Raw genomic sequence first — 20,052 nt, 5'->3', positions numbered from 1 at the left:
AAAACCCGAAGCAAATGAATAGCCTCGGGTATAGGGGAATGGCTCAAATGATGAGCCGTGCGCTAATCAAACTATTAAGTGGCTAAAAAGTAGCCACTACATCTTAGTCTAGAACAGATTTTTGAAAGATCTACTTAATTTAAATAAATTTTAAAAATTTAATGAATCAATTGATTAGCGCTTGTAGTCGCATTTAAATCACAGCATGCCAACAACTTATGCACAACCTTTAAACAGGTTGTAGAAGTTCTGCGTCGTAACCCGAGCAACCTCTTCTAACGATACACCTTTAGTATCCGCGACACATTTTGCGACATCGGTCACATAAGCGGGTTGGTTCTGCTTGCCGCGATGCGGTACAGGAGCAAGCCAAGGACTGTCTGTTTCAATCAATAGACGTTCCAACGGCAGTGCTTTAACCACATCTCTAAGCGCTTGCGCATTACGAAAACTTGCGATACCTGAAATCGAAATATAAAACCCGAGTTCTTCAATCGCGCGCTCGGCCATCTCCAAAGTCTCAGTAAAGCAGTGCAAAACACCGCCGCAACGCTCAGCATGACCATCTTTAAGCAAAGCCAATGTGTCTTCTCGCGCATCGCGTGTATGAATGATCAGAGGTTTATCTAGTTCAACGGCGACATCGATATGTGTTGCAAAACTTTGTTGCTGAATCGCTTTGCTATCAGGATCATAAAAGTAATCTAACCCGGTTTCACCGATAGCTACCACGCGAGGTTCACTTGATAGCTGTTTAAGATGTCCATGCATATCAGCAAGTGGCGTCTTGTTATCATTCACATAAAGTGGATGTAAACCACAGGATATACTCACATCATCGAATTCCACCACGCTATCTCGCATATGAGGAAAATCTTCTAAGGTCACGTTCACACACAAAATCTTCTCAACTTTCTGTGCGCGCGCGTTGTCGACCACTTGTTGCAAAGTCAGCCCAATTTTATCTGGATCGATTTTGTCTAAGTGGCAGTGGGAGTCGACAAACATTTTTGCTCCTAAATACTAAAACAACCTAGCTAAAATGGTACCACATAATTGCCGATGAGGCTGAATCAAGGCTAAACAGCGCATTCGTAATAAGGCGTGTTGCTCATTGATCATGAACCCGGCGAAATGAATACCATTGATACCAATCAGGTGCGCACTGCGCGCTAATTTACCGACGTAAGGTGGTAGGTGGTCGGGCAATAAAATACTGATACGCACATCATGATGGGGTTGAGCCGATACGGGACACCAAAGAATAAGCTGGCTATCGATTTGTGTGATGTGCCGTGCGAGTTGCTCGGCTGAATCAAAGGTATAGCTCAGCTGTGGGATCAGTTGCATATTCTTGCGTCCAAGTTAACCAATGGTTCTGCAAGATTATAGCGATATTAAGCCCGCGGGCTTGTGTTGATAACTGTCTTAATTGTCGAATATCGCGTATTTTTTCCTCAAGCGGAGCTAATCCGCCTAAGCCATTAACCACTATCAAACGATAGGCTTCGTAACAGTCAGGAAATGTCAGCTGGGCGATAGGTGCTGTAGCACTCACCCGCCATAAATCCGTTAAAACATGCTCACTTACGTCAAGCCATTGCTGCAAGCTATGTTTGGCTCCTAAAGCGGGCCAAGGTGAGCGCTTATCGATGGCACTGATCAACTGTTCAGCTAATCGTTGCTCAGATTCGTATTCAGGCTTAGGTAAGGCAATGTGGATCCACTGCATTCGACTGCGTAAAGTCGCTAAAATTCGCTCGGGTTGCTCAACAGACAATAACCAAACGACATTTTCTGGCGGCTCTTCTAAAATTTTTAAAATAGCATTGGCGGCTTGTTCAGTCATTCTATCCATAACTTCAAGGTAAATGACACGTCGACCGCCTTGGTTGGCTGTTTGATGAATAAAACGCGTTAGGCGCCGCACCTCATCTACACCTAAGGTACTTTGCTTTTCATCCACATTAAACTGAATTACGTCCGGATGATTATTGGCCTGACGTAATAAGCACGCCTTGCAGCGTCCACAGGCTCTTTGCCCTGGTTGACGACATAACAACAAAGAGATAAATTCCTGCGCAAGCGCCTCAGTACCCTGTTCGGGAGCATGTTTAAAATAGTAAGCATGAGATAATCGTTGCGCCTTAAAGGCTGCCAATAAGTGCTGCCAGGGTTGTCTCATCCAAGGAAAGCTCATTAAAACAAATGCTCCTCTAGCGCTCTTAATATGGCTTGGTGAACGTTTAACATTTCTTGGTTTGCATTGATTATGACGATGTTTGGATCGCGTTTAGCCAGTTCTAAATAGCGAGTTCGTGTGCGTCGGAAGAATTCAATATCCTCTTCCTCAATACGGTCGAGCTCTCCGCGACCACGAGCACGCTGTAAGCCTGTCTCCTCGTCAACATCCAAATATAACGTGAGATCGGGCACAAAAGAGCCGAGCGCAATGTCCTTTAGCTTTTCCAGTAATTCGGCACCTAGCTCGCGACCTCCCCCCTGATACGCTTGCGAGGAAAGATCATGACGATCACCAATAACCCAGGCTCCCTGTTCAAGAGCAGGCTCAATAACTGTTTTTACCAACTGCACACGGCTTGCGTACATTAAAAGTAATTCGGTCGCCGGTTGAACTTGCTCTTCCCAACGTTGCTTTACAAGACTGCGAATAGCCTCGGCCATGGGTGTTCCCCCCGGTTCTCTTACGGTCTCGGTACGAATACCTTTGGCTTGAAGGTGGCTTACAACGCTCGCTATGGCAGAACTTTTACCGGCGCCCTCTAAGCCCTCAATGACGACAAATTTCCCTTCCATTTAAACGTTTTTCCCTATTCGGTCTCTTAATTTAACTGATAACGGTTCACCGCACGTTGGTGCTGCTCTAAGGTTTTAGAAAACACATGTTCACCTTTCTTGTTGGCGACGAAGTAAAAGTATTCCGACGGTTCAGGCTGTGCTGCTGCCCATATTGATGCCTCGCTGGGGATTGCAATCGGTGTTGGTGGCAGACCATCTATTCGATAGGTATTATACGGTGTTTTTTCCCTTAAATGTGCCCGCGTCAGGTTGCCATCAAAATTATTAATTCCATAAATCGTCGTTGGATCGGACTGCAAACGCATCCCTTTGCGGAGTCGGTTATGAAATACGCTAGACACCATGCGCCTCTCACCCGACACGCCGGTTTCCTTCTCAATAATCGAGGCTAAAATAAGTAGTTCATACGGCGACTGTACTTCGCACAATGTATTACGCTGTTGCCACGCCCTATCGATAAGCGTCACCATCTTAGCATGTGCACGACGCAAAATTGATAAATCTGTTTCGTGCGCACGATAATGATAAGTCTCGGGGTAGAACCACCCTTCTGCGGAGTCTTGCTTGATATTCAGTAAGTTGGATAAAGCCTGAGTATTTTTGATTGATTGACGGAGGTAGTCGGCACCATGTAGCTGTTTTAGCCACTGTTCTAGCGTCTTTCCTTCGATCAGCGTAACACTAAATAATGCTTCATCATTGTTTTTAATACGTGCCCATAACGAACGCCACGTATCTTGATGCGATACACGATAAACGCCAGCTGGCAGGTTATCAACACCCACTAAAACTTGGCTTAACCGATAATCAAGCGTTGCAAAGTCTCTACTAAAACGCGTGTTAATGCGCGTAACAATGGTACGCGCTGTATCACCCGGTGCGATTTCGAACACGCCATCCTTTGAGTCCACTTTGGCCAATGGCTGGGCCAATCGCCAATCGACTAACACAAACACCGCGCTAGTCGCTATGATCAAGAGAGACAACAGTAAAATTAAGAGCTTAAGCGCACGTTTCATCAGTAAAGGCTTTTAGGTCCGCTGGAATCGTATTATCAATAACCTTATCATGAATTTGCGAAACGGGAATCACACCGCGTACTGAATTTACAATCAACATCGCATCAATATCAGTCAGATCAGTGAGCTCTTCTTCAACTATCGAGACGGAGGGTAACAACCCTTGGTCCAGTATCGCCTGTCTCAATATGCCGGCAATACCGCATCGCTCGAGTTTAGGGGTAAACCAGCGATCATGACGCCGCCAAAATAAATTGCCTTGTATTGCTTCAATAACGTACCCCATACTCGAACATACAATCAGATCGTCAAACCCCCTTTCCGCTCGCTCTTTGTGCAACATAACTTGTTCCAAACGGTTAAGCGTTTTCAGCCCAGCCAGCAACGGCTGTTCACCGAGTTGCATGTCGGCAAAGCCCACATGACACGATGAATTAAATCGTGAGGGTAATGGTGAAGTCGTCAGGTACCAATTGGGTGAAGCTTGCTCCGGTAAACGGTAGCCTTGTTGACTGTTTCCGCGCGTGACAATCACTTTCATAACACCGTTTTGCTGTTTCTCGCATGTCTTAAAAACGGCTTGCGCGATGTCGTTAAAACATGCATCGCCGAGTCGCATACCTAAGCGTTCGCTTGTAACCAGCAATCGTCGCTTATGGTAAGACCACAGCTGCGGTTGTCCATGTTTGAATACTAACGTCGTAAAATGACCGTCACCAAACTGAATTCCGCGATCGAGACCTGCATTAGCATCGTAAAGCGTATCGAACATAACTCAACCTCGGCTATATCAGGGATCCCAGCACCATCTGATATAAAAAAGGCGACCTGTGGTCGCCTCTCAAAATCTTGCAAGCAATGCCGTTTATTAGTCGTCAGAGTGAGACTTCACGTAATCGATTGCCGCTTGAACAGTTTTGATTTTCTCTGCTTCTTCATCAGGAATTTCAGTTTCGAACTCTTCTTCAAGAGCCATTACCAGTTCAACTGTATCAAGTGAATCAGCACCTAAGTCGTTTTCGAAAGAAGCTTCTGGTTTAACTTCTTCTTCTTTAACACCTAGTTGCTCAATGATGATTTTTTTAACGCGTTCTTCGATAGTGCTCATGATTATAAAATCCTTAAATAGTCTTCACGAGTGTCAAAATTTTCGGCTAGTTTAGTGAAACCAGCGCGAAATATAAAGTAAAAATTTAAAATTATCCTAGAGGTCGTACCCCTAAGACTTTACACCATGGCCATACCACCATTCACATGAATGGTTTCACCGGTGATATAGGCTGCCCCTTTGCTCGCTAAAAAGACCACAGCAGAGGCAACTTCCTCAGGTTGACCTAAACGCTCTGCTGGAATATTAGCATAGATCGCTTGTTTTTGATCGTCCGTTAATGATTTCGTCATATCGGTGTCAATAAAACCAGGTGCGACACAGTTTACGGTGATACCGCGCGCTGCTACTTCTTTGGCTAGCGACTTGGAAAAGCCGACTAATCCAGCTTTCGCAGCACAGTAATTAACTTGTCCTGGGTTTCCAGTCGTCCCAACGACAGAGCTGATATTGATAATTCGACCATGGCGTCGTTTCATCATGCCACGGATAACCAATTTACAAATACGGAATACAGCAGTGAGGTTGGTATCAAGAACCGCATTCCACTCATCCTCTTTCATACGCATCATCAGGTTATCTCGCGTTATTCCGGCATTATTGACCAGAATATCGATTTTACCATGCGTCTTTTCAAGATCTTTGATTTTATCCGCCAGCTCGTCTGTTTCATTGACGTTTAACGCCAAGCCCTGCCCTTTATCACCCAGGTATTCCGCAATCGACGCCGCGCCTTTGTCACTTGTCGCTGTACCAATTACAAAGGCTCCTTGAGCCGCTAACTGCTCAGCAATTTTGCGACCTATACCGCGGCTTGCACCGGTCACGAGTGCAACGTGTTCGTTCAATGAAAACATGATTAACCTCTTTACTTATTCTGTTTCAAACGCTTCAGGTGTATTAAGTGCTTGGCAACCAAAAGCTTTAGTAATTCGTTTTGAGAGACCGGTTAATACTTTGCCCGGGCCTACCTCATAAGCGGCCTCAACACCCATTTCAGCTAGCTTTTCTACCGTTTCTGTCCAACGAACTGGAAAATACAATTGCCGAACTAGCGCGTCTTTAATTGCCTCAGGATCATCGTTAATAGAAACATCCACATTGTTGATTACATCACATGATGCCGGCTTAAAAGTGACCGCTTTTAACGCTGACATGAGTTGTTCAGCTGCGGGCTTCATTAATTCACAGTGCGACGGCACACTCACCGGTAGAGGCAATACACGTTTCGCTCCGGCTTCTTTAAGTAATTCACTTGCCCGCGCAACGGCATTGCGGTGTCCTGCAATCACAACTTGACCTGGAGAATTATAGTTTACCGGTGTCACCACTTCATCTTCGGCCGTTTTCTGACATAACTCAGCAATCACCTCGTCGTCCAGACCAATGACTGCAGCCATTGCCCCTTCACCTGGAGCGACCGCGTTTTGCATCGCTTCACCTCGCAATGCAACAAGACGAACCGCATCACGAAACTCTAAAACACCCGCGCAAGTTAACGCCGAGTACTCACCCAAGCTATGACCCGCCATCACTTGAGGCTGGCTCAACTCTTTTTCCTGCGCCAAACGAAAAAGTGCAACACTTGCCGTTAATAATAAGGGTTGCGTGATCCGCGTATCGTTTAATTTTTCGTCCGGACCCTCTTGCGCGATAGTCCATAGATCGTAGCCCAGTTCCTCGGACGCTTCTGCAAAAGTTGTTTGAATAATATCATTTGTTTGCGCTAACTCAGCTAACATGCCTTTCGCTTGTGAGCCTTGACCTGGAAATACATAAGCTATTTTTGTCATAGTGTCCTCTAAAATTTGACCAACGCGGAACCCCACGCAAAGCCGCCACCAAATGCTTCTAGTAGCAAATTGTCACCGCGCTTAACGCGACCATCCCGCACTGCCACATCCAACGCTATAGGCACCGACGCAGCAGATGTGTTACCCGTTCTATCGAGTGTTATAATGACCTGTGACATCGGTAGTTTCAATTTTTTAGCGGTTGCTTTAATGATTCTTAAGTTCGCTTGATGCGGAATTAACCAATCTAATTGCTCGGGTTGCAGATTATTCGCCGCCAAGGTATCTGTCACTAATCGACTCAGCTTATCAACTGCGACACGAAATACCTCGTTGCCTTTCATATACATCCAACCTTCGCTCGAGCTCGTTTGCGTGCCTCTGACCGGCTGTGATGCGCCCAATAAATGCCCAAACTCACCAGCGCTGGCAAGATGCGTCGAAAGAATACCTGCATTGTCATCAGACTCGAGTACAACGGCTCCTGCTCCATCACCAAATAGAACCAACGTATTACGGTCTTCTGGATGGCACATTCGCGCTAACACGTCGCTACCAATAACCAAGACGCGTTGATGCTGACCCGTTTTGATATACTGGTCTGCTACACTTAACGCGAAAATAAAGCCAGAGCACGCAGCGCCAATATCAAATGCGGGTATCTCAGTGACCTCTAACAGGGCTTGAATTTCGCATGCGGCACTCGGAAATGCATGGTCAGCCGACGTTGTTGCAACGACAATCATATCGATATCATTTGCAGTAAGACCAGCGGCTTCTAGCGCCTTTCTAGCAGCGGCGGCCCCCATGGAGGCAACGCCTTCGTGGGTATCGGCGATGCGACGCTCTTTTATTCCTGTTCGCTCTGTAATCCATTCATCAGAGGTATCAACTTGTTGACTGAGATCGTCGTTCGTACGTCGTAGACTCGGGAGGTAATGTCCCGTGCCGACGATTTTTGAATACGTCATAAAATGGGTACTTAATGTTGTTCTAATAGGACCGATTCAACACGATCTTGAATTTTTTCTGGAAGACGATGGTTCGCTTCCTTAATCGCGTGAGAAATCGCGCTTTCAAATGCCTTTGCATTCGCACTACCGTGGCTTTTCACAACCACGCCACGCAATCCTATCAAACTTGCACCGTTATAGTGGTCGGGCTTCAACCGTTGCCAGGACTTTTTAGTCCGCTTTTGTAGAAACTTAAAGAACCAACTATACAGCCAATGAGACGTCAACGATGCTTTCAATTCATCGATAATTAACGTTGCCAGACCTTCACAGCTCTTCAATGCAATATTTCCAACAAAGCCATCACATACAATAACATCCGCACGTCCGCTAAAGAGGTGATTACCTTCAATAAAGCCGATATAATTGACATGCTCTGACTGACTCAACAACTGTGCCGCACTGCGCACTTCATCGTTGCCTTTCAGTTCCTCCTCACCCATATTCAGAAGCGCAACAGATACATTTTTGTCAGACTCCAGCACATGCGCCGCTACCGAGCCCATGACACCAAATTGAAATAACGTTTCTGAATCGCAACTTGGATTCGCACCCAAATCAAGCAAATAAGACCGTCCTCCGGTCATATTGGGTATTGCTGCCATTAGCGCTGGTCGCAGCACGCCCGGGATGGGCTTCAAAATAAAATAGGCTTGGGCCATCAAAGCGCCTGTATTGCCGCCACTGACAACGCCATCGACTTCGCCGTGAGCATGCATGTCGAGCGCAATGCGCATGGACGATTGTGGCTTTTGACGCATCGTCGCACCTGGCTTGTCGGTCATTTCGACGACTTGTTCGGCGTGAACACATGTTACTTGAGGATGATGAGAGAGTTCAAACTGGTCAAAAAGAGGAGATAAAATAGTCTCGTCACCGACCACGACGAATTGTGTCGTTGTGTTCTGTTTAAGACTATTTTTTAAGGCTTCGAGCACAACAGAGGGGCCGTTGTCGCCCCCCATTGCATCGATCGCTAGTTTTAATTCAGGCATCGCCTGGAATCAACAATTACTTGTTGACGACCTTGCGACCTTTATAATAACCGTCAGCTGTTACATGGTGGCGACGATGAGTCTCACCAGAGGTAGAGTCAACCGACAGTGTAGGGCCGCTTAGCGCATCGTGTGAACGACGCATGTCGCGTTTTGAACGACTTTTACGATTCTGTTGAACAGCCATTTACGCTATCTCCTAGTTATTTACGCTTTAATTCTTGTAACACAGCAAACGGGTTGTCAGAAGGCTTTTCATCGTCTTCTTCGATTTCACCCCATGTCATTGCGTCACGGTCTACGGAGCAATCCTCTGGAGCATGTCTTGCTACAAGAGGCATTGCCAAAATAAGTTCATCTTCAATTAACCCGTGAAGGTTAACTTCGCCGAATTCGTTAGCCTCGATCGCTTCATAGCGTTCAGGTAACTCATCAGCTCCCTGCTTGGAAGAAACAGGAGCATACGCAAATTGTGCAGTAATATCAACCTCAAATGGTTGATTACAGCGCTGGCAGGTTAAAATAACGCTGACCGACGCCGTACCGGAAAAATAGCTCATGCCCTGCTCATCTACACCAAACTCAACCACCACATTGGGATCGGCCTCGCAAGGCTTTGCAAGCAACTCCTGCAAACGCTTTAAAGTTTGGACGGGGACGACCCCATCAAACGTTTGCTTTTTATTCGCGCTCTTTACCGGGTCAACGCTGACCGGAATTCTGACCTTTTGCATAGGCGGTTAATGATACCTTTAATAACTGACTCTGACAAGCTTAATCCTTTTAGGTAAGCGGGTTAACGCCGACATTACGTAACAGTTTAAGCAACTTAATTGTGGGTAACCCGATCAAGCTGTTCGGATCACTACCTGATAATTCTGCGAATAATGCCGTACCTAAGCCTTCACTTTTGAAGCTACCCGCGCAATTCAGCGGTTGCTCAAGCTCAACGTAACGACTGATTTCTGCCTCTGTTAGATCGTTACGGAAAGTGACATAGAAGGGTTCGCATACGGTTTGTGCCGTATCTTCTCTCGCATCGTACAAGCTTAAGCCGGTAAAAAAAGTGACCTTTTGTCCTACGAAACTGAGTAGTTGCTCTACTGCTCGCTCATGAGTGTGCGGCTTACCGAGGATCTTGCCGTTACAAACAGCAACTTGGTCTGAGCCAATAATCAGAGCATCTTCTGCACCGCGCATTACGCGACTTACCTTTTTAGCTTTTTCTTCAGCGAGCCTCTGTACCAACACTTGCGGTGCTTCGCCGGATAAAGCTTGTTCATCGATTTCCGGTTTAAACGTTTGGAAATCGAGATGCAGACGCTTCATCAGTTCGCGTCGGTATGGAGAAGACGAGCCAAGAATAAGTGTTCGAGCCATATCATTCATCCTTTATACAGCAGTTTTTATTCGTTTCAGCACGGTGGGCAAACCCATCAGATCATCTATCACCGTCACAGCGCCATGTTCGATAAGCCGCTCTCGGGCATGGGTGCCAAAGCTTACACCCACCGCTTTTACGCCAGCGTTGCTCGCCATTTGCATGTCATGAATAGAGTCACCGATAAGCACTGTCTCGTGTGCGTCAACCTCGAGTTCAGTCATGAGCTCATGCAACATTCTAGGCGAAGGCTTGCCTTCGCTCTCGTCGCTGCATCGCGTTGCCGCAAAAAAACCGCCGGTTTGAGTTTCGAGCAACACGCGATCAAGCCCTCGTCGCGCTTTACCCGTCGCAACCGCCAACTTAAGAGCGTCTTGCTGCAGTTGCTGTAGCAGTGTCAAGGCACCGGCAAACAAAGGAGATGGCGTTTGGTTGCGATCTACATACTCATCCCTATACACCGCTAAGAAGGACTGATGAGTATCGGCATCAAGCCGACCAAATAGACGTTCAATCGCTGGTTCTAAGCTGATGCCGATAATCTCTTGCACGTCACTGCGAGAAGGTATTGGAAGCGATAGCATACGTGCAGTTTCTTGCATTGCAGAAACGATACGCGGGACAGAGTCCATGAGTGTTCCATCCCAATCGAATACGACCAGTTTGACCACGTTAACCTCGTTTACTTATTAAATACGCGTCAGCTCACTGAGAATAGCCGTTAACGAGCTATCCATTGGCGCCTCGAATGACACTGTTTTTTCGGTAACGGGATGTTTAAATGACAGTTGCCAAGCGTGTAAAAACAATCGCGTCAGTCCACCTTGCTGCATCCGTTCATTGAACGATGCGTCACCATATTTAGGATCGCCGGCAATTGGATGACCTGCGTGCAACGCATGTACGCGAATTTGATGGGTACGCCCTGTCACCGGTGAAGCTTCAACGAGTGTCGCCTCCGCGTATCGTTGGTTAATTCTGAAGCGGGTATGAGAAGGTTTACCTTCGGCATCTACGCGAACAATTCGCTCACCCGACTTCAGCGTATTCTTTTTTAAGGGGGCTTCGACATTGCGCACATTCTTCTGCCACTGACCACGAACCAGCGCGAGATATTGCTTATTCATCTCTTTATCCCGCAATTGAGCGTGCAGAACCTTAAGCACATTGCGCTTTTTCGCAATCATAATTAAACCGCTGGTATCCCGATCAAGCCGATGCACTAACTCGAGCGCCTTATCTTGCGGACGCAGTGCGCGTAACCCTTCAATCAGCCCAAAGTTCAGTCCAGAGCCACCGTGCACAGCAAGTCCCGAAGGCTTATTCACGATCATAAAGGCATCATCTTCATATACGATCGCCTGCTCGAGCTCAGCTACCTTTGCCAATTTAGGTGACGGTAATTCAGGCTTAGGAGACACCTTAACAGGCGGAATTCGGATAGCATCCCCAGCTTTTATTTTGTAGTCCGGCTTTGTGCGCTTTTTATTTACGCGCACTTCGCCCTTTCTCAGAATACGATATACCAACGACTTCGGGACGCCCCGCAGCCGCGCGATTAAAAAATTGTCGATACGCTGCCCTGCTTCATCGCTGGCAACGTCGTGCCACTGCACTTGATTGAATTCTGTGTTCATGACGCTATTTTAACACCAATCTGCTTGTGCGTGTGTATAAAAAAACATGCTTGTCTTGCAGGCATGGTTTGTGATTTAATGAAGTGTCAAATTTTATACCTCGCTGAGTATGCTTTTGCAGCCGTGTGTGGCGCGCGCTCGGTGAAGGGTTTGAAACGACACAAATCGTGTGGTTGGTGACAGACCATGCTCCTCCCCTACGTCGAGATACGGTTTTAGCCGAGATGTCGAATGCACAGGGCTGTTTTGGAGATGTTTTTGTTCGCCAGTCACGTTTGTAATTAACGCTACTTGGTAGCGTAGCCCCCATCCACTGCATGTGTTGGGGAGCGGATTTGAAGACAGACAGTCAATCAGATAAAGAATAGTTTGCGGCACACGTTCCGTTCAGCGAAGTTAGAACTCGACGGGTGGCCATGCAAGGTTCCTCACGAACCCCAAGTACAATCAGTTATAGAAGTAAAGCACGTCTGCTACCGCTATACGCTTACCAGTGGCACAATAATATTGAGTCACTAAAATGAAGAGAATGTTAATCAATGCCACGCAGCTCGAGGAGTTGCGTGTCGCGCTGGTTGATGGTCAGCGCTTGTACGATTTAGACATCGAAAGCCCAGGTCATGAACAAAAGAAAGCAAATATTTATAAGGGTAAAATCACCCGCATCGAGCCGAGTTTAGAGGCTGCTTTCGTAGACTATGGCGCCGAGCGCCACGGCTTTTTACCCCTCAAAGAAATTGCTAAAACCTACTTCCCCGATGGTTACACATTTAATGGTCGCCCCAACATCAAAGATGTTGTCCGTGAGGGTCAAGAAGTTATTGTCCAAATTGATAAAGAAGAACGTGGTCAGAAAGGTGCTGCTTTAACCACCTTTATTTCATTGGCCGGCAGTTACTTGGTGCTCATGCCCAATAATCCACGCGCTGGCGGCATCTCACGTCGAATCGAGGGAGAAGAACGCTCCGCTCTCAAAGAAGCGCTGAGTGAAATAAATGTTCCCAAAGAAATGGGTCTTATTGTACGTACCGCAGGTGTCGGTAAGTCAAAGGAAGAGCTCGAGTGGGATTTGAACGTTCTCATTCATCACTGGACGGCTATTAGCGAAGCGGCACAAAAGCGCCCCGCTCCGTTTCTAATCCACCAGGAAAGTAACGTTATTTTTAGAGCGTTACGTGACTATCTTCGCCGTGATATTGGTGAAGTGCTCATTGATAGCAAAAAAGTATTTGAACAGGTTCGCGACCATATTCAGTTAATTCGTCCCGATTTCGTCAATCGCGTTAAATTGTACGAGGGCGATGTACCTCTGTTCAGTCACTACCAGATTGAAAGCCAAATAGAGTCGGCGTTCCAACGCGAAGTGCGCTTGCCATCCGGCGGTTCTATCGTGATTGACCCGACTGAGGCGCTGACGTCCATTGATATTAACTCAGCGCGCGCAACCAAAGGCGGCGATATTGAGGAAACGGCATTCCAAACAAACCTCGAAGCCGCTGAAGAAATTGCACGCCAATTGCGTCTGCGCGATGTTGGTGGCTTAGTCGTTATCGACTTTATCGATATGACACCAACACGTCATCAACGTGAAGTTGAAAACCGTTTACGCGACAGCCTTGCACATGATCGCGCACGCATTCAAGTCGCAAGAATTTCTCGCTTCGGCTTGCTCGAAATGTCGCGCCAACGCCTGCGCCCTTCGTTAGGCGAGTCTGCTAACGCCATTTGCCCGCGTTGCAGTGGTCAAGGCACCATCCGCTCAAGTGAATCTTTAGCACTATCGATCTTACGCCTCATCGAAGAAGAAGCAATCAAAGACAATACCGTGCAGGTTCAAGCGCAAGTTCCGGTGTCGGTTGCGACCTTCTTACTAAACGAAAAGCGTGCTTCAGTTATCAAGATCGAAGAGCGCCATAACGTAAAAGCCGTTATTATTCCAAACCACCATATGGATACACCTCATTTTGAGGTTGTCCGTATCCGTGATGACGAAGTGCCAGAGGCGGCAAGTTTTAATCAGGTGCAAAAACCGGAGCAACAAGAAGAAAGCGTTGCGATAACGCTGACTAAAGAGCGTCAACAGCTTGAAGAGCCAGCACTTAAAGGCCTACAAGCACCGACGGCGCCACCGGCACCTACACCACAGTCACAACCTAAAGCTAAAGCGGGTTCTGTCTCGCTACTGAAACGTATTAGTCAGTGGTTGAGTCAGTTATTTGGTACCGATGAAGTTGAAGAAAAGCAGCAGCCTAAGCCGCGTAACAACAACAATCAACGCCGTGGCCGCAATAATAACCAGCGTCGCAACAATCGTAACAACGGTCGCCGGAATAATAATCGCTCAGCGAATAATCGCGATAGTGACAAACCAAACACGAGCACAGACAGCAAACCTCAGGATAAGTCGAAGACTGAAAATGAACGCTCCAACTCAGAGGGTCGTGCTAATTCGAATCGTCGCAATCGTCGTGGTCGCAATAGAAACCGTAATCAACACCAGAACGCATCAGCTAACAAAACGAGTGAAACTGTCACTAATCAAGCTGAAGAGCAAGCTGTTGAAAAGTCTAAAGGTGAGACTCAAGACAAACGTGAATCACAGCCTAAAAAGCGCCGTGAACCAAGAAAACTAGAGCGTTCGGTGCGTGTTAAAGGTGATCAGACTGAAAACCCAACGGCCAAAAAGGATGCGGCAAAATCAGCTGAACCTGAGCAAAGCAAGGCAAAACCTGCTAAGCAAAAGCAGAAAGTGCAACAAACTGAGGTTGTAGAGCAACCCAAAGAGGTAACAGCGTCAAACGAAGCAAAACCTCAGGTCCAGTCAGCACCGGCCGATGACGTAATTAAGCAAAAGGTCATGGATCCGCGGATGCAGGCGGCTGCAGAAATTGTTAAGCAAGCAGCAGATAGCAGCGACAAAGCGCCGCAGCAAGATCCGCAAGAAACGCCTAAGGAAGCAACTAACTCAGCTCAACAAGAACGCACGAACGTTGCTACAGGCAGCGAATCAGAGTTGCCTGAGGAACCGGTCGCGGCTGATGTTGATGAACCTGCTCGTGATATTGAGGCGGATACGACAGCAGAGTCAGAAACGTCACCGACGGCCGCAACTGAGCACGCGTCTGCACCGACTGCATCACCGACAACGGAACAACCACCTAAAGAACGCAACCGTTCACGCCGCTCGCCTCGTCACATGCGAGCAGCGGGCCAACGTCGTAAGCAGGAACGCGAAATGAGTCAGCAAAGTAAATCAGTGACTACACCGGTTATTCCATCTACGATTACCGGCGGCAAAGCGTTTGCTCAGATGACAAAGGCGTCAGCTCAACCTCGAAACTCGGAGTTTAGTGCTTTATCGATTGCAGCGGCTGAAACTCGCATGCCGTTTGCTAAATCAGAGCGTGTGGCATCTTTCGCTTCGGCGACCCATTCCGCGCACGCTGTGATGACAAAATGCACGAGCAATTAACCCGTCGTTGAAGGTTAAATGTGAGAAAGGCTGCAACTATGCAGCCTTTTTTTGTAGCTTCGTAATGTGTACAGCCTACTCGATAGTTAGTCGATCTCGGTTTTTATCGAGCGTGCGCTGACCAATCCCCTTCACCTCAAGTAATTGGTCAATTTTTTTAAATCCACCTAACTGCTCACGAAATTTAACAATATTTTCAGCTTTCGATTTCCCTACGCCAATCATAGCCACGGCTATTTGTTCAGCCGTCGCTGTATTGATGTTTAACTTCTCGTACTGACTTTCGGCAGCTTGCACATAAGGCATTAAAGGTGAGCTCATTGGTGTAGGTGTAGGTGCAGCTACTGCCGCTTTACCCATTGAGAGACCTGAGAGCACAACTACTGCTGTGGGTATTAGAAATTTACGTAACATTGATTTCTCCTCTTGCTACGCTGATCGATTCAGCGCAACAAGCATAGTGAAAAGGAGAAAACTTTGCGGGTCTTTTTAGGGAATTACGTCATTACCTCGATAGAGAAGCAATAATGTCTGACACTGCCTGAGCGGGATCGCTGGCTTTTGTAATCGGGCGTCCTATGACCATGAAGTCAACGCCTGCTTGTTGCGCTTGCTGGGGCGTCATCACTCGCTTTTGATCATCCTGTTGGCTTCCTTTGGGACGGATACCTGGTGTCATAAGTTTAAAAGACTCACCCAATGTAGACTTAAGTATTTCAGCCTCTTGTGCTGAGCAAACAACGCCATCTAAGCCCGCACTTTGAGTCAGTTTGGCTAATGCCATCACCTGCTCCTGAGCAGTTCGGTGCACACCGATTTCAGTCAGATCCTCATCCATCATACTGGTAAGTACAGTCACGGCAATGAGTAGAGGTTGGTGAGGTTCCTTTTCCAAGGCTCGTTTGGCGGTAGTCATCATCTCCCGCCCGCCCGAGGCATGAACGTTAACTACGTCCACACCAAGTCTTGCCGCCTGTACGACCGCTTTTGCGACTGTGTTCGGGATATCATGAAACTTAAGGTCGAGAAAGACTGAAAAACCATGTTCAACCCAGTTTTTAACTAATTCGGGTCCTGCCGCGGTGAATAACTCTTTGCCGACTTTGAGTCCAACTAATTTCGCATCCAGTTGTTCAGTGAGACGATTAGCCTCTTCTGCAGTTTCAAAATCAAGTGCAACGTAAATCAAAGGTAAGTTTTTATTATTCACCGTCTAATCCTTTAATGGGTTTAGTGGAACCCCATGTTTTACACGAGGGGCATTGCCAATAGAGGGTTTGTCCAGAGAAGCCGCACTGGCGACAGGCATAACTCGGGCGTTGTTTAATATGCTCAGCAACCATTTTTTGCAACATGCGCAAGCTCTCCCGAGCATTGCCTACATCTGCTGCACGAATGTGAAAGTCCATAAGTTGGTGGAAACCTCGCATGGTTGCATGTTGTTCCATCGCTGAGCGAATAAAGCGTTCTGCCGCATCACCGCCTTGATTCTCAAACAGGTATTCGGACAATTCAATGACCGCACTCGTACCTGCGTTAGCGGCCACACATCGATTAAGGAACTCAATGTAGCCGGCTTCATCCTGTAAACTCATGTAACATGCTTTCAGGGGCTGCAATACATCACGTATGAACTGTTTATCTTGTTCAAGCACATACTCATAGCTATGAATGGCCTCTCTGAGTTGGTCTCGCCCAGCGTAAATTTGACCGAGCAATATACTCGCTCGCACGCACCGCTTATCGTATTTCAGCGCCTTTTTGCAATATTTGATTTGCTTCGGAACCGATTGTTCAGTGAGAGACAATTCACAATATAGCTGCCCTACCACAGCTTCGATGTGATCATCACGATTTAACCTTAGAGCGACTTTTATCGCCTTATCCCAATCATGGGTTGCTTGGAAGAGTTCGAGTAAATAGTGTCGGCTTGCAGTTCTAAATAGCTTGTGATTTTGCAACCGCGAAAACATTTGTTCTGCGCGGTCATAAATACCCGCTGATAAGTAATCCTTACCCAGTTCAAACATCGCATTCAGTCGATCGTATTCGGTAATATTACTTCTATTGATAAGATTCTGATGGATTTTAATTGCACGTTCGACTTCGCCACGGCGACGAAATAATGTACCTAACGTCCAATGAGTTTCAAGCGTGTCGCTATCAACGTCAAGCAGTTCGACAAATAGATCAACCGCCTTATCAGGTTCATCAGATAGTAGTAGGTTAAGACCCGCTGCATACTTCTTAGAAAACTGTTGCTGTTCTTTGCGCTCTTCTGAGCGCACACTGTTACGTCCCATGAACCAACCATAGGCAGCTGCAACAGGAAGAAGTAAAAACAGCAGCTCTAACATAAACGATTACGACTGCTTTTCACGTGATTCAGTCGCCTTATGCTCGGCTCTTTTTAAGCGTCTCTCAAGCTTAGCATTACGCATTCGCCACTTTACACCATACAGCACTAGCAAAATGAGACCTATGGAAAATCCAACGGCAAGAAAAATGGCCGCTAAACCAGCGACAGAAAAGTCAGTTTTTGCTACAAGAAAGTTTACACTCACCACCGTTGGGTTCTGTGCACCAAACGCGAGTGCTAGCAAAAACAAGAGGATAATGGGAACTAATATTAATATCCGTCTAAGCACGTTCCGAACCTCATATAAATAAAAACGGCATGCTAGTATAGCATGCCGTTTTCAACGAACGAACGCAAACTAATTAAAATTGTCGACGCGCTCCCGTAATTCTTTACCCGGCTTAAAGTGAGGAACGTACTTACCATCCAACTCAACTTGATCACCCGTTTTAGGATTACGTCCAATTCGAGGTGCTCGATAATGAAGCGAAAAGCTTCCAAACCCACGAATTTCAATACGCCGACCCTTTGCTAAACTTTGAATCATCTGTTCAAGAATATCTTTCACAGAAGACTCTACCGTTCGCGGAGGCAGGTCCGAGAACTTCAGTGTTAATTTCTCAATCAACTCCGACTTTGTCATCTTACCTACCTCCTCGCTAAAGGTTTAATTAATCGTCAGTCTTAGCCGCTTTGAACGCATCAGCCATAGCGCTGTTGATACCAGAGCTTTCTTGCTGTTTGTTCACTTGTTCAACGGCTTCTTTCTCTTCAACTTCGTCTTTCGCACGGATAGACAAGCTTAACGTACGGTTCTTACGATCGACGCCCATGAAGCGCGCTTCAACGCTATCGCCAACGCTTAACTCAGTGCTTGCGTCTTCAACGCGCTCGCGTGAGATGTCAGCTGCACGGATATAACCTTCAACGCTGTCTGCTAATTCAACTTTAGCACCTTTAGCGTCTACTTCAGTGATAGTACCGTTTACGATAGAACCTTTCTTGTTCGCTGCCAAGAAGTTGTTGAACGGATCTTCTTCAAGCTGTTTGATACCTAAGGAAATACGCTCACGCTCAGCGTCGACTTGCATCACAACCGCAGTGACTTCTTCGCCTTTCTTATAATCGCGGACCGCTTCTTCGCCAGTCGCGTTCCAGCTGATGTCTGAAAGGTGAACCAAACCGTCGATACCGCCTTCTAGGCCAATGAAGATACCAAAGTCAGTGATTGACTTGATCTTGCCAGAGACTTTATCGCCTTTGTTGTGGTTCTTAGCAAACTCTTCCCAAGGGTTAGGTTTACACTGTTTAAGGCCAAGAGAAATACGACGACGTTCTTCGTCAATTTCAAGGACCATAACTTCAACAGTGTCATCCAAGTTAACCACTTTAGAAGGATGAACGTTTTTATTCGTCCAATCCATTTCTGACACGTGTACAAGACCTTCAACGCCTTCTTCGATTTCAACGAAGCAGCCGTAATCAGTCAAGTTAGTCACGCGGCCAGTCAGGCGAGTGCCCTCTGGGTAGCGGTTTGCGATATCCGCCCATGGATCTTCGCCAAGCTGCTTAAGACCAAGTGATACACGAGTACGCTCGCGATCAAACTTAAGTACTTTAACAGTGATTTCGTCGCCCACATTAACGATTTCGCTTGGGTGCTTAACACGTTTCCAAGCCATGTCGGTAATGTGTAATAGGCCATCTACGCCGCCAAGGTCAACGAACGCACCGTAATCGGTAAGATTCTTAACGATACCTTGAACTTCTTGACCTTCTTGCAAGTTCTCAAGAAGCTCTTCGCGCTCTGCACTGTTTTCTTTCTCGATAACTGCGCGGCGAGAAACAACAACGTTGTTACGCTTCTGATCAAGCTTGATAACTTTGAATTCAAGGTCTTTGTTTTCAAGGTGTGCAGTTTCACGTACTGGACGTACGTCAACCAATGAACCTGGCAAGAACGCGCGAACGCCACCCAGATCCACAGTGAAACCACCTTTAACTTTACCAGAAATGATACCAGTAACAGTTGCGTTATCTTCGTATGCTTTTTCCAGCTGCAGCCAAGCTTCATAGCGCTTAGCTTTTTCGCGTGAAAGAATTGTTTCACCGAAACCGTCTTCAACCGCGTCTAACGCTACGTCGATCTCGTCACCTACGGTGATTTCAAGTTCGCCGTCAGCATTACGGAATTGTTCGGCAGGGATAGCACTTTCAGATTTCAGGCCTGCGTCGACTAAAACAAGATCTTTTTCGATCGCAACGACAGTACCTTTAACGATAGAACCCGGACGAGTTTCGACTTCTTTCAGGCTCTCTTCAAACAGCTGTGCAAAATTTTCTGACATATGTATTAACTTCACTTTTTAGATGACATCCACTGGACATCCTGTTCAGCGGGGTTATTAAATTCACCTGCACGTATCCTTACAGCAGGTCCCTAAATAGCTCGTCT

General features: G+C 46.8%; 23 protein-coding genes. 1 reads left to right on the top strand and 22 read right to left on the bottom strand.

The genetic code is table 11. The features are described from left to right. Positions 1 to 216: 216 nt before the first annotated feature. From AC3AP5_RS04885 to rluC, 16 genes are all read right to left on the bottom strand, one after another. Positions 217 to 1,008, bottom strand: a complete 792-nt coding sequence (locus AC3AP5_RS04885; RefSeq protein ID WP_487327124.1) for a TatD family hydrolase — start codon at positions 1,006 to 1,008, stop codon at positions 217 to 219. A 15-nt stretch (positions 1,009 to 1,023) separates the two neighbouring features. Next, the gene (locus tag AC3AP5_RS04880; protein ID WP_487327123.1) at positions 1,024 to 1,350 is read right to left on the bottom strand and encodes a hypothetical protein; all 327 of its coding nucleotides are present in this window, start codon (positions 1,348 to 1,350) and stop codon (positions 1,024 to 1,026) included. Then, on the bottom strand, positions 1,316 to 2,185 hold the full coding sequence (locus tag AC3AP5_RS04875; protein WP_488301213.1) for a DNA polymerase III subunit delta': 870 nt from the start codon (positions 2,183 to 2,185) through the stop codon (positions 1,316 to 1,318). The genes AC3AP5_RS04880 and AC3AP5_RS04875 overlap by 35 nt, the downstream gene beginning before the upstream one ends. A gap of 14 nt (positions 2,186 to 2,199) precedes the next feature. After that, entirely contained in the window at positions 2,200 to 2,817 is a 618-nt protein-coding gene (gene tmk / locus AC3AP5_RS04870) for a dTMP kinase (RefSeq protein ID WP_487327121.1), read from the bottom strand. 26 nt (positions 2,818 to 2,843) lie between these two features. After that, the gene (mltG, locus tag AC3AP5_RS04865) at positions 2,844 to 3,839 is read right to left on the bottom strand and encodes an endolytic transglycosylase MltG (RefSeq protein WP_286682255.1); all 996 of its coding nucleotides are present in this window, start codon (positions 3,837 to 3,839) and stop codon (positions 2,844 to 2,846) included. Next, the gene (pabC, locus tag AC3AP5_RS04860; protein WP_487327120.1) at positions 3,823 to 4,611 is read right to left on the bottom strand and encodes an aminodeoxychorismate lyase; all 789 of its coding nucleotides are present in this window, start codon (positions 4,609 to 4,611) and stop codon (positions 3,823 to 3,825) included. The genes mltG and pabC overlap by 17 nt, the downstream gene beginning before the upstream one ends. A gap of 96 nt (positions 4,612 to 4,707) precedes the next feature. Continuing rightward, the gene (gene acpP / locus AC3AP5_RS04855; RefSeq protein ID WP_071462711.1) at positions 4,708 to 4,947 is read right to left on the bottom strand and encodes an acyl carrier protein; all 240 of its coding nucleotides are present in this window, start codon (positions 4,945 to 4,947) and stop codon (positions 4,708 to 4,710) included. Positions 4,948 to 5,066: 119 nt separating this feature from the next. Then, positions 5,067 to 5,804 carry a 3-oxoacyl-ACP reductase FabG gene (gene fabG / locus AC3AP5_RS04850; RefSeq protein ID WP_006955316.1) on the bottom strand — a complete coding sequence of 246 codons (738 nt, stop codon included), beginning with the start codon at positions 5,802 to 5,804 and terminating at the stop codon, positions 5,067 to 5,069. Positions 5,805 to 5,819: 15 nt separating this feature from the next. Continuing rightward, on the bottom strand, positions 5,820 to 6,740 hold the full coding sequence (gene fabD, locus AC3AP5_RS04845) for an ACP S-malonyltransferase (protein WP_487327119.1): 921 nt from the start codon (positions 6,738 to 6,740) through the stop codon (positions 5,820 to 5,822). Positions 6,741 to 6,748: 8 nt separating this feature from the next. Continuing rightward, the gene (locus tag AC3AP5_RS04840; RefSeq protein WP_272978458.1) at positions 6,749 to 7,711 is read right to left on the bottom strand and encodes a beta-ketoacyl-ACP synthase III; all 963 of its coding nucleotides are present in this window, start codon (positions 7,709 to 7,711) and stop codon (positions 6,749 to 6,751) included. A gap of 11 nt (positions 7,712 to 7,722) precedes the next feature. Then, positions 7,723 to 8,748 (bottom strand): phosphate acyltransferase PlsX, encoded by a 1,026-nt coding sequence (plsX, locus tag AC3AP5_RS04835; protein WP_006955318.1) that lies wholly within the window; start codon positions 8,746 to 8,748, stop codon positions 7,723 to 7,725. Between the two features lie 16 nt (positions 8,749 to 8,764). Continuing rightward, on the bottom strand, positions 8,765 to 8,935 hold the full coding sequence (gene rpmF / locus AC3AP5_RS04830) for a 50S ribosomal protein L32 (protein ID WP_006955319.1): 171 nt from the start codon (positions 8,933 to 8,935) through the stop codon (positions 8,765 to 8,767). Positions 8,936 to 8,951: 16 nt separating this feature from the next. After that, positions 8,952 to 9,482 carry a 23S rRNA accumulation protein YceD gene (gene yceD / locus AC3AP5_RS04825; RefSeq protein WP_487327118.1) on the bottom strand — a complete coding sequence of 177 codons (531 nt, stop codon included), beginning with the start codon at positions 9,480 to 9,482 and terminating at the stop codon, positions 8,952 to 8,954. Positions 9,483 to 9,531: 49 nt separating this feature from the next. Next, positions 9,532 to 10,128, bottom strand: a complete 597-nt coding sequence (locus AC3AP5_RS04820; protein ID WP_487327117.1) for a Maf family protein — start codon at positions 10,126 to 10,128, stop codon at positions 9,532 to 9,534. A gap of 12 nt (positions 10,129 to 10,140) precedes the next feature. Continuing rightward, on the bottom strand, positions 10,141 to 10,800 hold the full coding sequence (locus AC3AP5_RS04815; RefSeq protein WP_487327116.1) for an HAD-IA family hydrolase: 660 nt from the start codon (positions 10,798 to 10,800) through the stop codon (positions 10,141 to 10,143). An 18-nt stretch (positions 10,801 to 10,818) separates the two neighbouring features. Next, positions 10,819 to 11,766 carry a 23S rRNA pseudouridine(955/2504/2580) synthase RluC gene (rluC, locus tag AC3AP5_RS04810; protein ID WP_487327115.1) on the bottom strand — a complete coding sequence of 316 codons (948 nt, stop codon included), beginning with the start codon at positions 11,764 to 11,766 and terminating at the stop codon, positions 10,819 to 10,821. Between the two features lie 520 nt (positions 11,767 to 12,286). Here rluC and rne point away from each other — a divergent pair. After that, positions 12,287 to 15,238, top strand: coding sequence for a ribonuclease E (gene rne, locus AC3AP5_RS04805; protein WP_487327114.1), 2,952 nt, complete (start codon positions 12,287 to 12,289; stop codon positions 15,236 to 15,238). 75 nt (positions 15,239 to 15,313) lie between these two features. Here the strand turns inward: rne and AC3AP5_RS04800 are convergent, their stop codons facing one another. From AC3AP5_RS04800 to rpsA, 6 genes are all read right to left on the bottom strand, one after another. Further along, positions 15,314 to 15,652, bottom strand: a complete 339-nt coding sequence (locus AC3AP5_RS04800) for a ComEA family DNA-binding protein (protein ID WP_487327113.1) — start codon at positions 15,650 to 15,652, stop codon at positions 15,314 to 15,316. 91 nt (positions 15,653 to 15,743) lie between these two features. Then, on the bottom strand, positions 15,744 to 16,448 hold the full coding sequence (gene pyrF, locus AC3AP5_RS04795; RefSeq protein WP_487327112.1) for an orotidine-5'-phosphate decarboxylase: 705 nt from the start codon (positions 16,446 to 16,448) through the stop codon (positions 15,744 to 15,746). After that, a complete protein-coding gene (gene lapB, locus AC3AP5_RS04790; protein ID WP_272978468.1) occupies positions 16,441 to 17,595 on the bottom strand; it encodes a lipopolysaccharide assembly protein LapB in 1,155 nt (384 codons plus the stop codon). The genes pyrF and lapB overlap by 8 nt, the downstream gene beginning before the upstream one ends. A 6-nt stretch (positions 17,596 to 17,601) precedes the next feature. Continuing rightward, entirely contained in the window at positions 17,602 to 17,886 is a 285-nt protein-coding gene (locus AC3AP5_RS04785) for a lipopolysaccharide assembly protein LapA domain-containing protein (RefSeq protein ID WP_286682262.1), read from the bottom strand. A 69-nt stretch (positions 17,887 to 17,955) separates the two neighbouring features. Continuing rightward, entirely contained in the window at positions 17,956 to 18,240 is a 285-nt protein-coding gene (gene ihfB / locus AC3AP5_RS04780; RefSeq protein ID WP_006955329.1) for an integration host factor subunit beta, read from the bottom strand. Between the two features lie 28 nt (positions 18,241 to 18,268). Beyond that, positions 18,269 to 19,945, bottom strand: coding sequence for a 30S ribosomal protein S1 (gene rpsA, locus AC3AP5_RS04775; protein WP_286682264.1), 1,677 nt, complete (start codon positions 19,943 to 19,945; stop codon positions 18,269 to 18,271). Positions 19,946 to 20,052 lie beyond the last annotated feature (107 nt).

This window comes from Idiomarina sp. D18, assembly GCF_057748155.1.
The sequence above is the reverse complement of the archived record's forward strand: the minus strand, read 5'-3'. Positions and strand labels throughout refer to the sequence as shown.

Coding starts and splice junctions, on each gene's coding strand:
- AC3AP5_RS04840 (WP_272978458.1), bottom strand. CDS start 7,711: ATGACGTATTCAAAAATCGTCGGCACGGGACATTACCTCCCGAGTCTA.
- ihfB (WP_006955329.1), bottom strand. CDS start 18,240: ATGACAAAGTCGGAGTTGATTGAGAAATTAACACTGAAGTTCTCGGAC.
- AC3AP5_RS04885 (WP_487327124.1), bottom strand. CDS start 1,008: ATGTTTGTCGACTCCCACTGCCACTTAGACAAAATCGATCCAGATAAA.
- yceD (WP_487327118.1), bottom strand. CDS start 9,482: ATGCAAAAGGTCAGAATTCCGGTCAGCGTTGACCCGGTAAAGAGCGCG.
- acpP (WP_071462711.1), bottom strand. CDS start 4,947: ATGAGCACTATCGAAGAACGCGTTAAAAAAATCATCATTGAGCAACTA.
- fabG (WP_006955316.1), bottom strand. CDS start 5,804: ATGTTTTCATTGAACGAACACGTTGCACTCGTGACCGGTGCAAGCCGC.
- fabD (WP_487327119.1), bottom strand. CDS start 6,740: ATGACAAAAATAGCTTATGTATTTCCAGGTCAAGGCTCACAAGCGAAA.
- rne (WP_487327114.1), top strand. CDS start 12,287: ATGAAGAGAATGTTAATCAATGCCACGCAGCTCGAGGAGTTGCGTGTC.
- tmk (WP_487327121.1), bottom strand. CDS start 2,817: ATGGAAGGGAAATTTGTCGTCATTGAGGGCTTAGAGGGCGCCGGTAAA.
- rpsA (WP_286682264.1), bottom strand. CDS start 19,945: ATGTCAGAAAATTTTGCACAGCTGTTTGAAGAGAGCCTGAAAGAAGTC.
- AC3AP5_RS04875 (WP_488301213.1), bottom strand. CDS start 2,185: ATGAGACAACCCTGGCAGCACTTATTGGCAGCCTTTAAGGCGCAACGA.
- lapB (WP_272978468.1), bottom strand. CDS start 17,595: ATGTTAGAGCTGCTGTTTTTACTTCTTCCTGTTGCAGCTGCCTATGGT.
- mltG (WP_286682255.1), bottom strand. CDS start 3,839: ATGAAACGTGCGCTTAAGCTCTTAATTTTACTGTTGTCTCTCTTGATC.
- pabC (WP_487327120.1), bottom strand. CDS start 4,611: ATGTTCGATACGCTTTACGATGCTAATGCAGGTCTCGATCGCGGAATT.
- rluC (WP_487327115.1), bottom strand. CDS start 11,766: ATGAACACAGAATTCAATCAAGTGCAGTGGCACGACGTTGCCAGCGAT.
- AC3AP5_RS04800 (WP_487327113.1), bottom strand. CDS start 15,652: ATGTTACGTAAATTTCTAATACCCACAGCAGTAGTTGTGCTCTCAGGT.
- plsX (WP_006955318.1), bottom strand. CDS start 8,748: ATGCCTGAATTAAAACTAGCGATCGATGCAATGGGGGGCGACAACGGC.
- AC3AP5_RS04880 (WP_487327123.1), bottom strand. CDS start 1,350: ATGCAACTGATCCCACAGCTGAGCTATACCTTTGATTCAGCCGAGCAA.
- AC3AP5_RS04820 (WP_487327117.1), bottom strand. CDS start 10,128: ATGGCTCGAACACTTATTCTTGGCTCGTCTTCTCCATACCGACGCGAA.
- rpmF (WP_006955319.1), bottom strand. CDS start 8,935: ATGGCTGTTCAACAGAATCGTAAAAGTCGTTCAAAACGCGACATGCGT.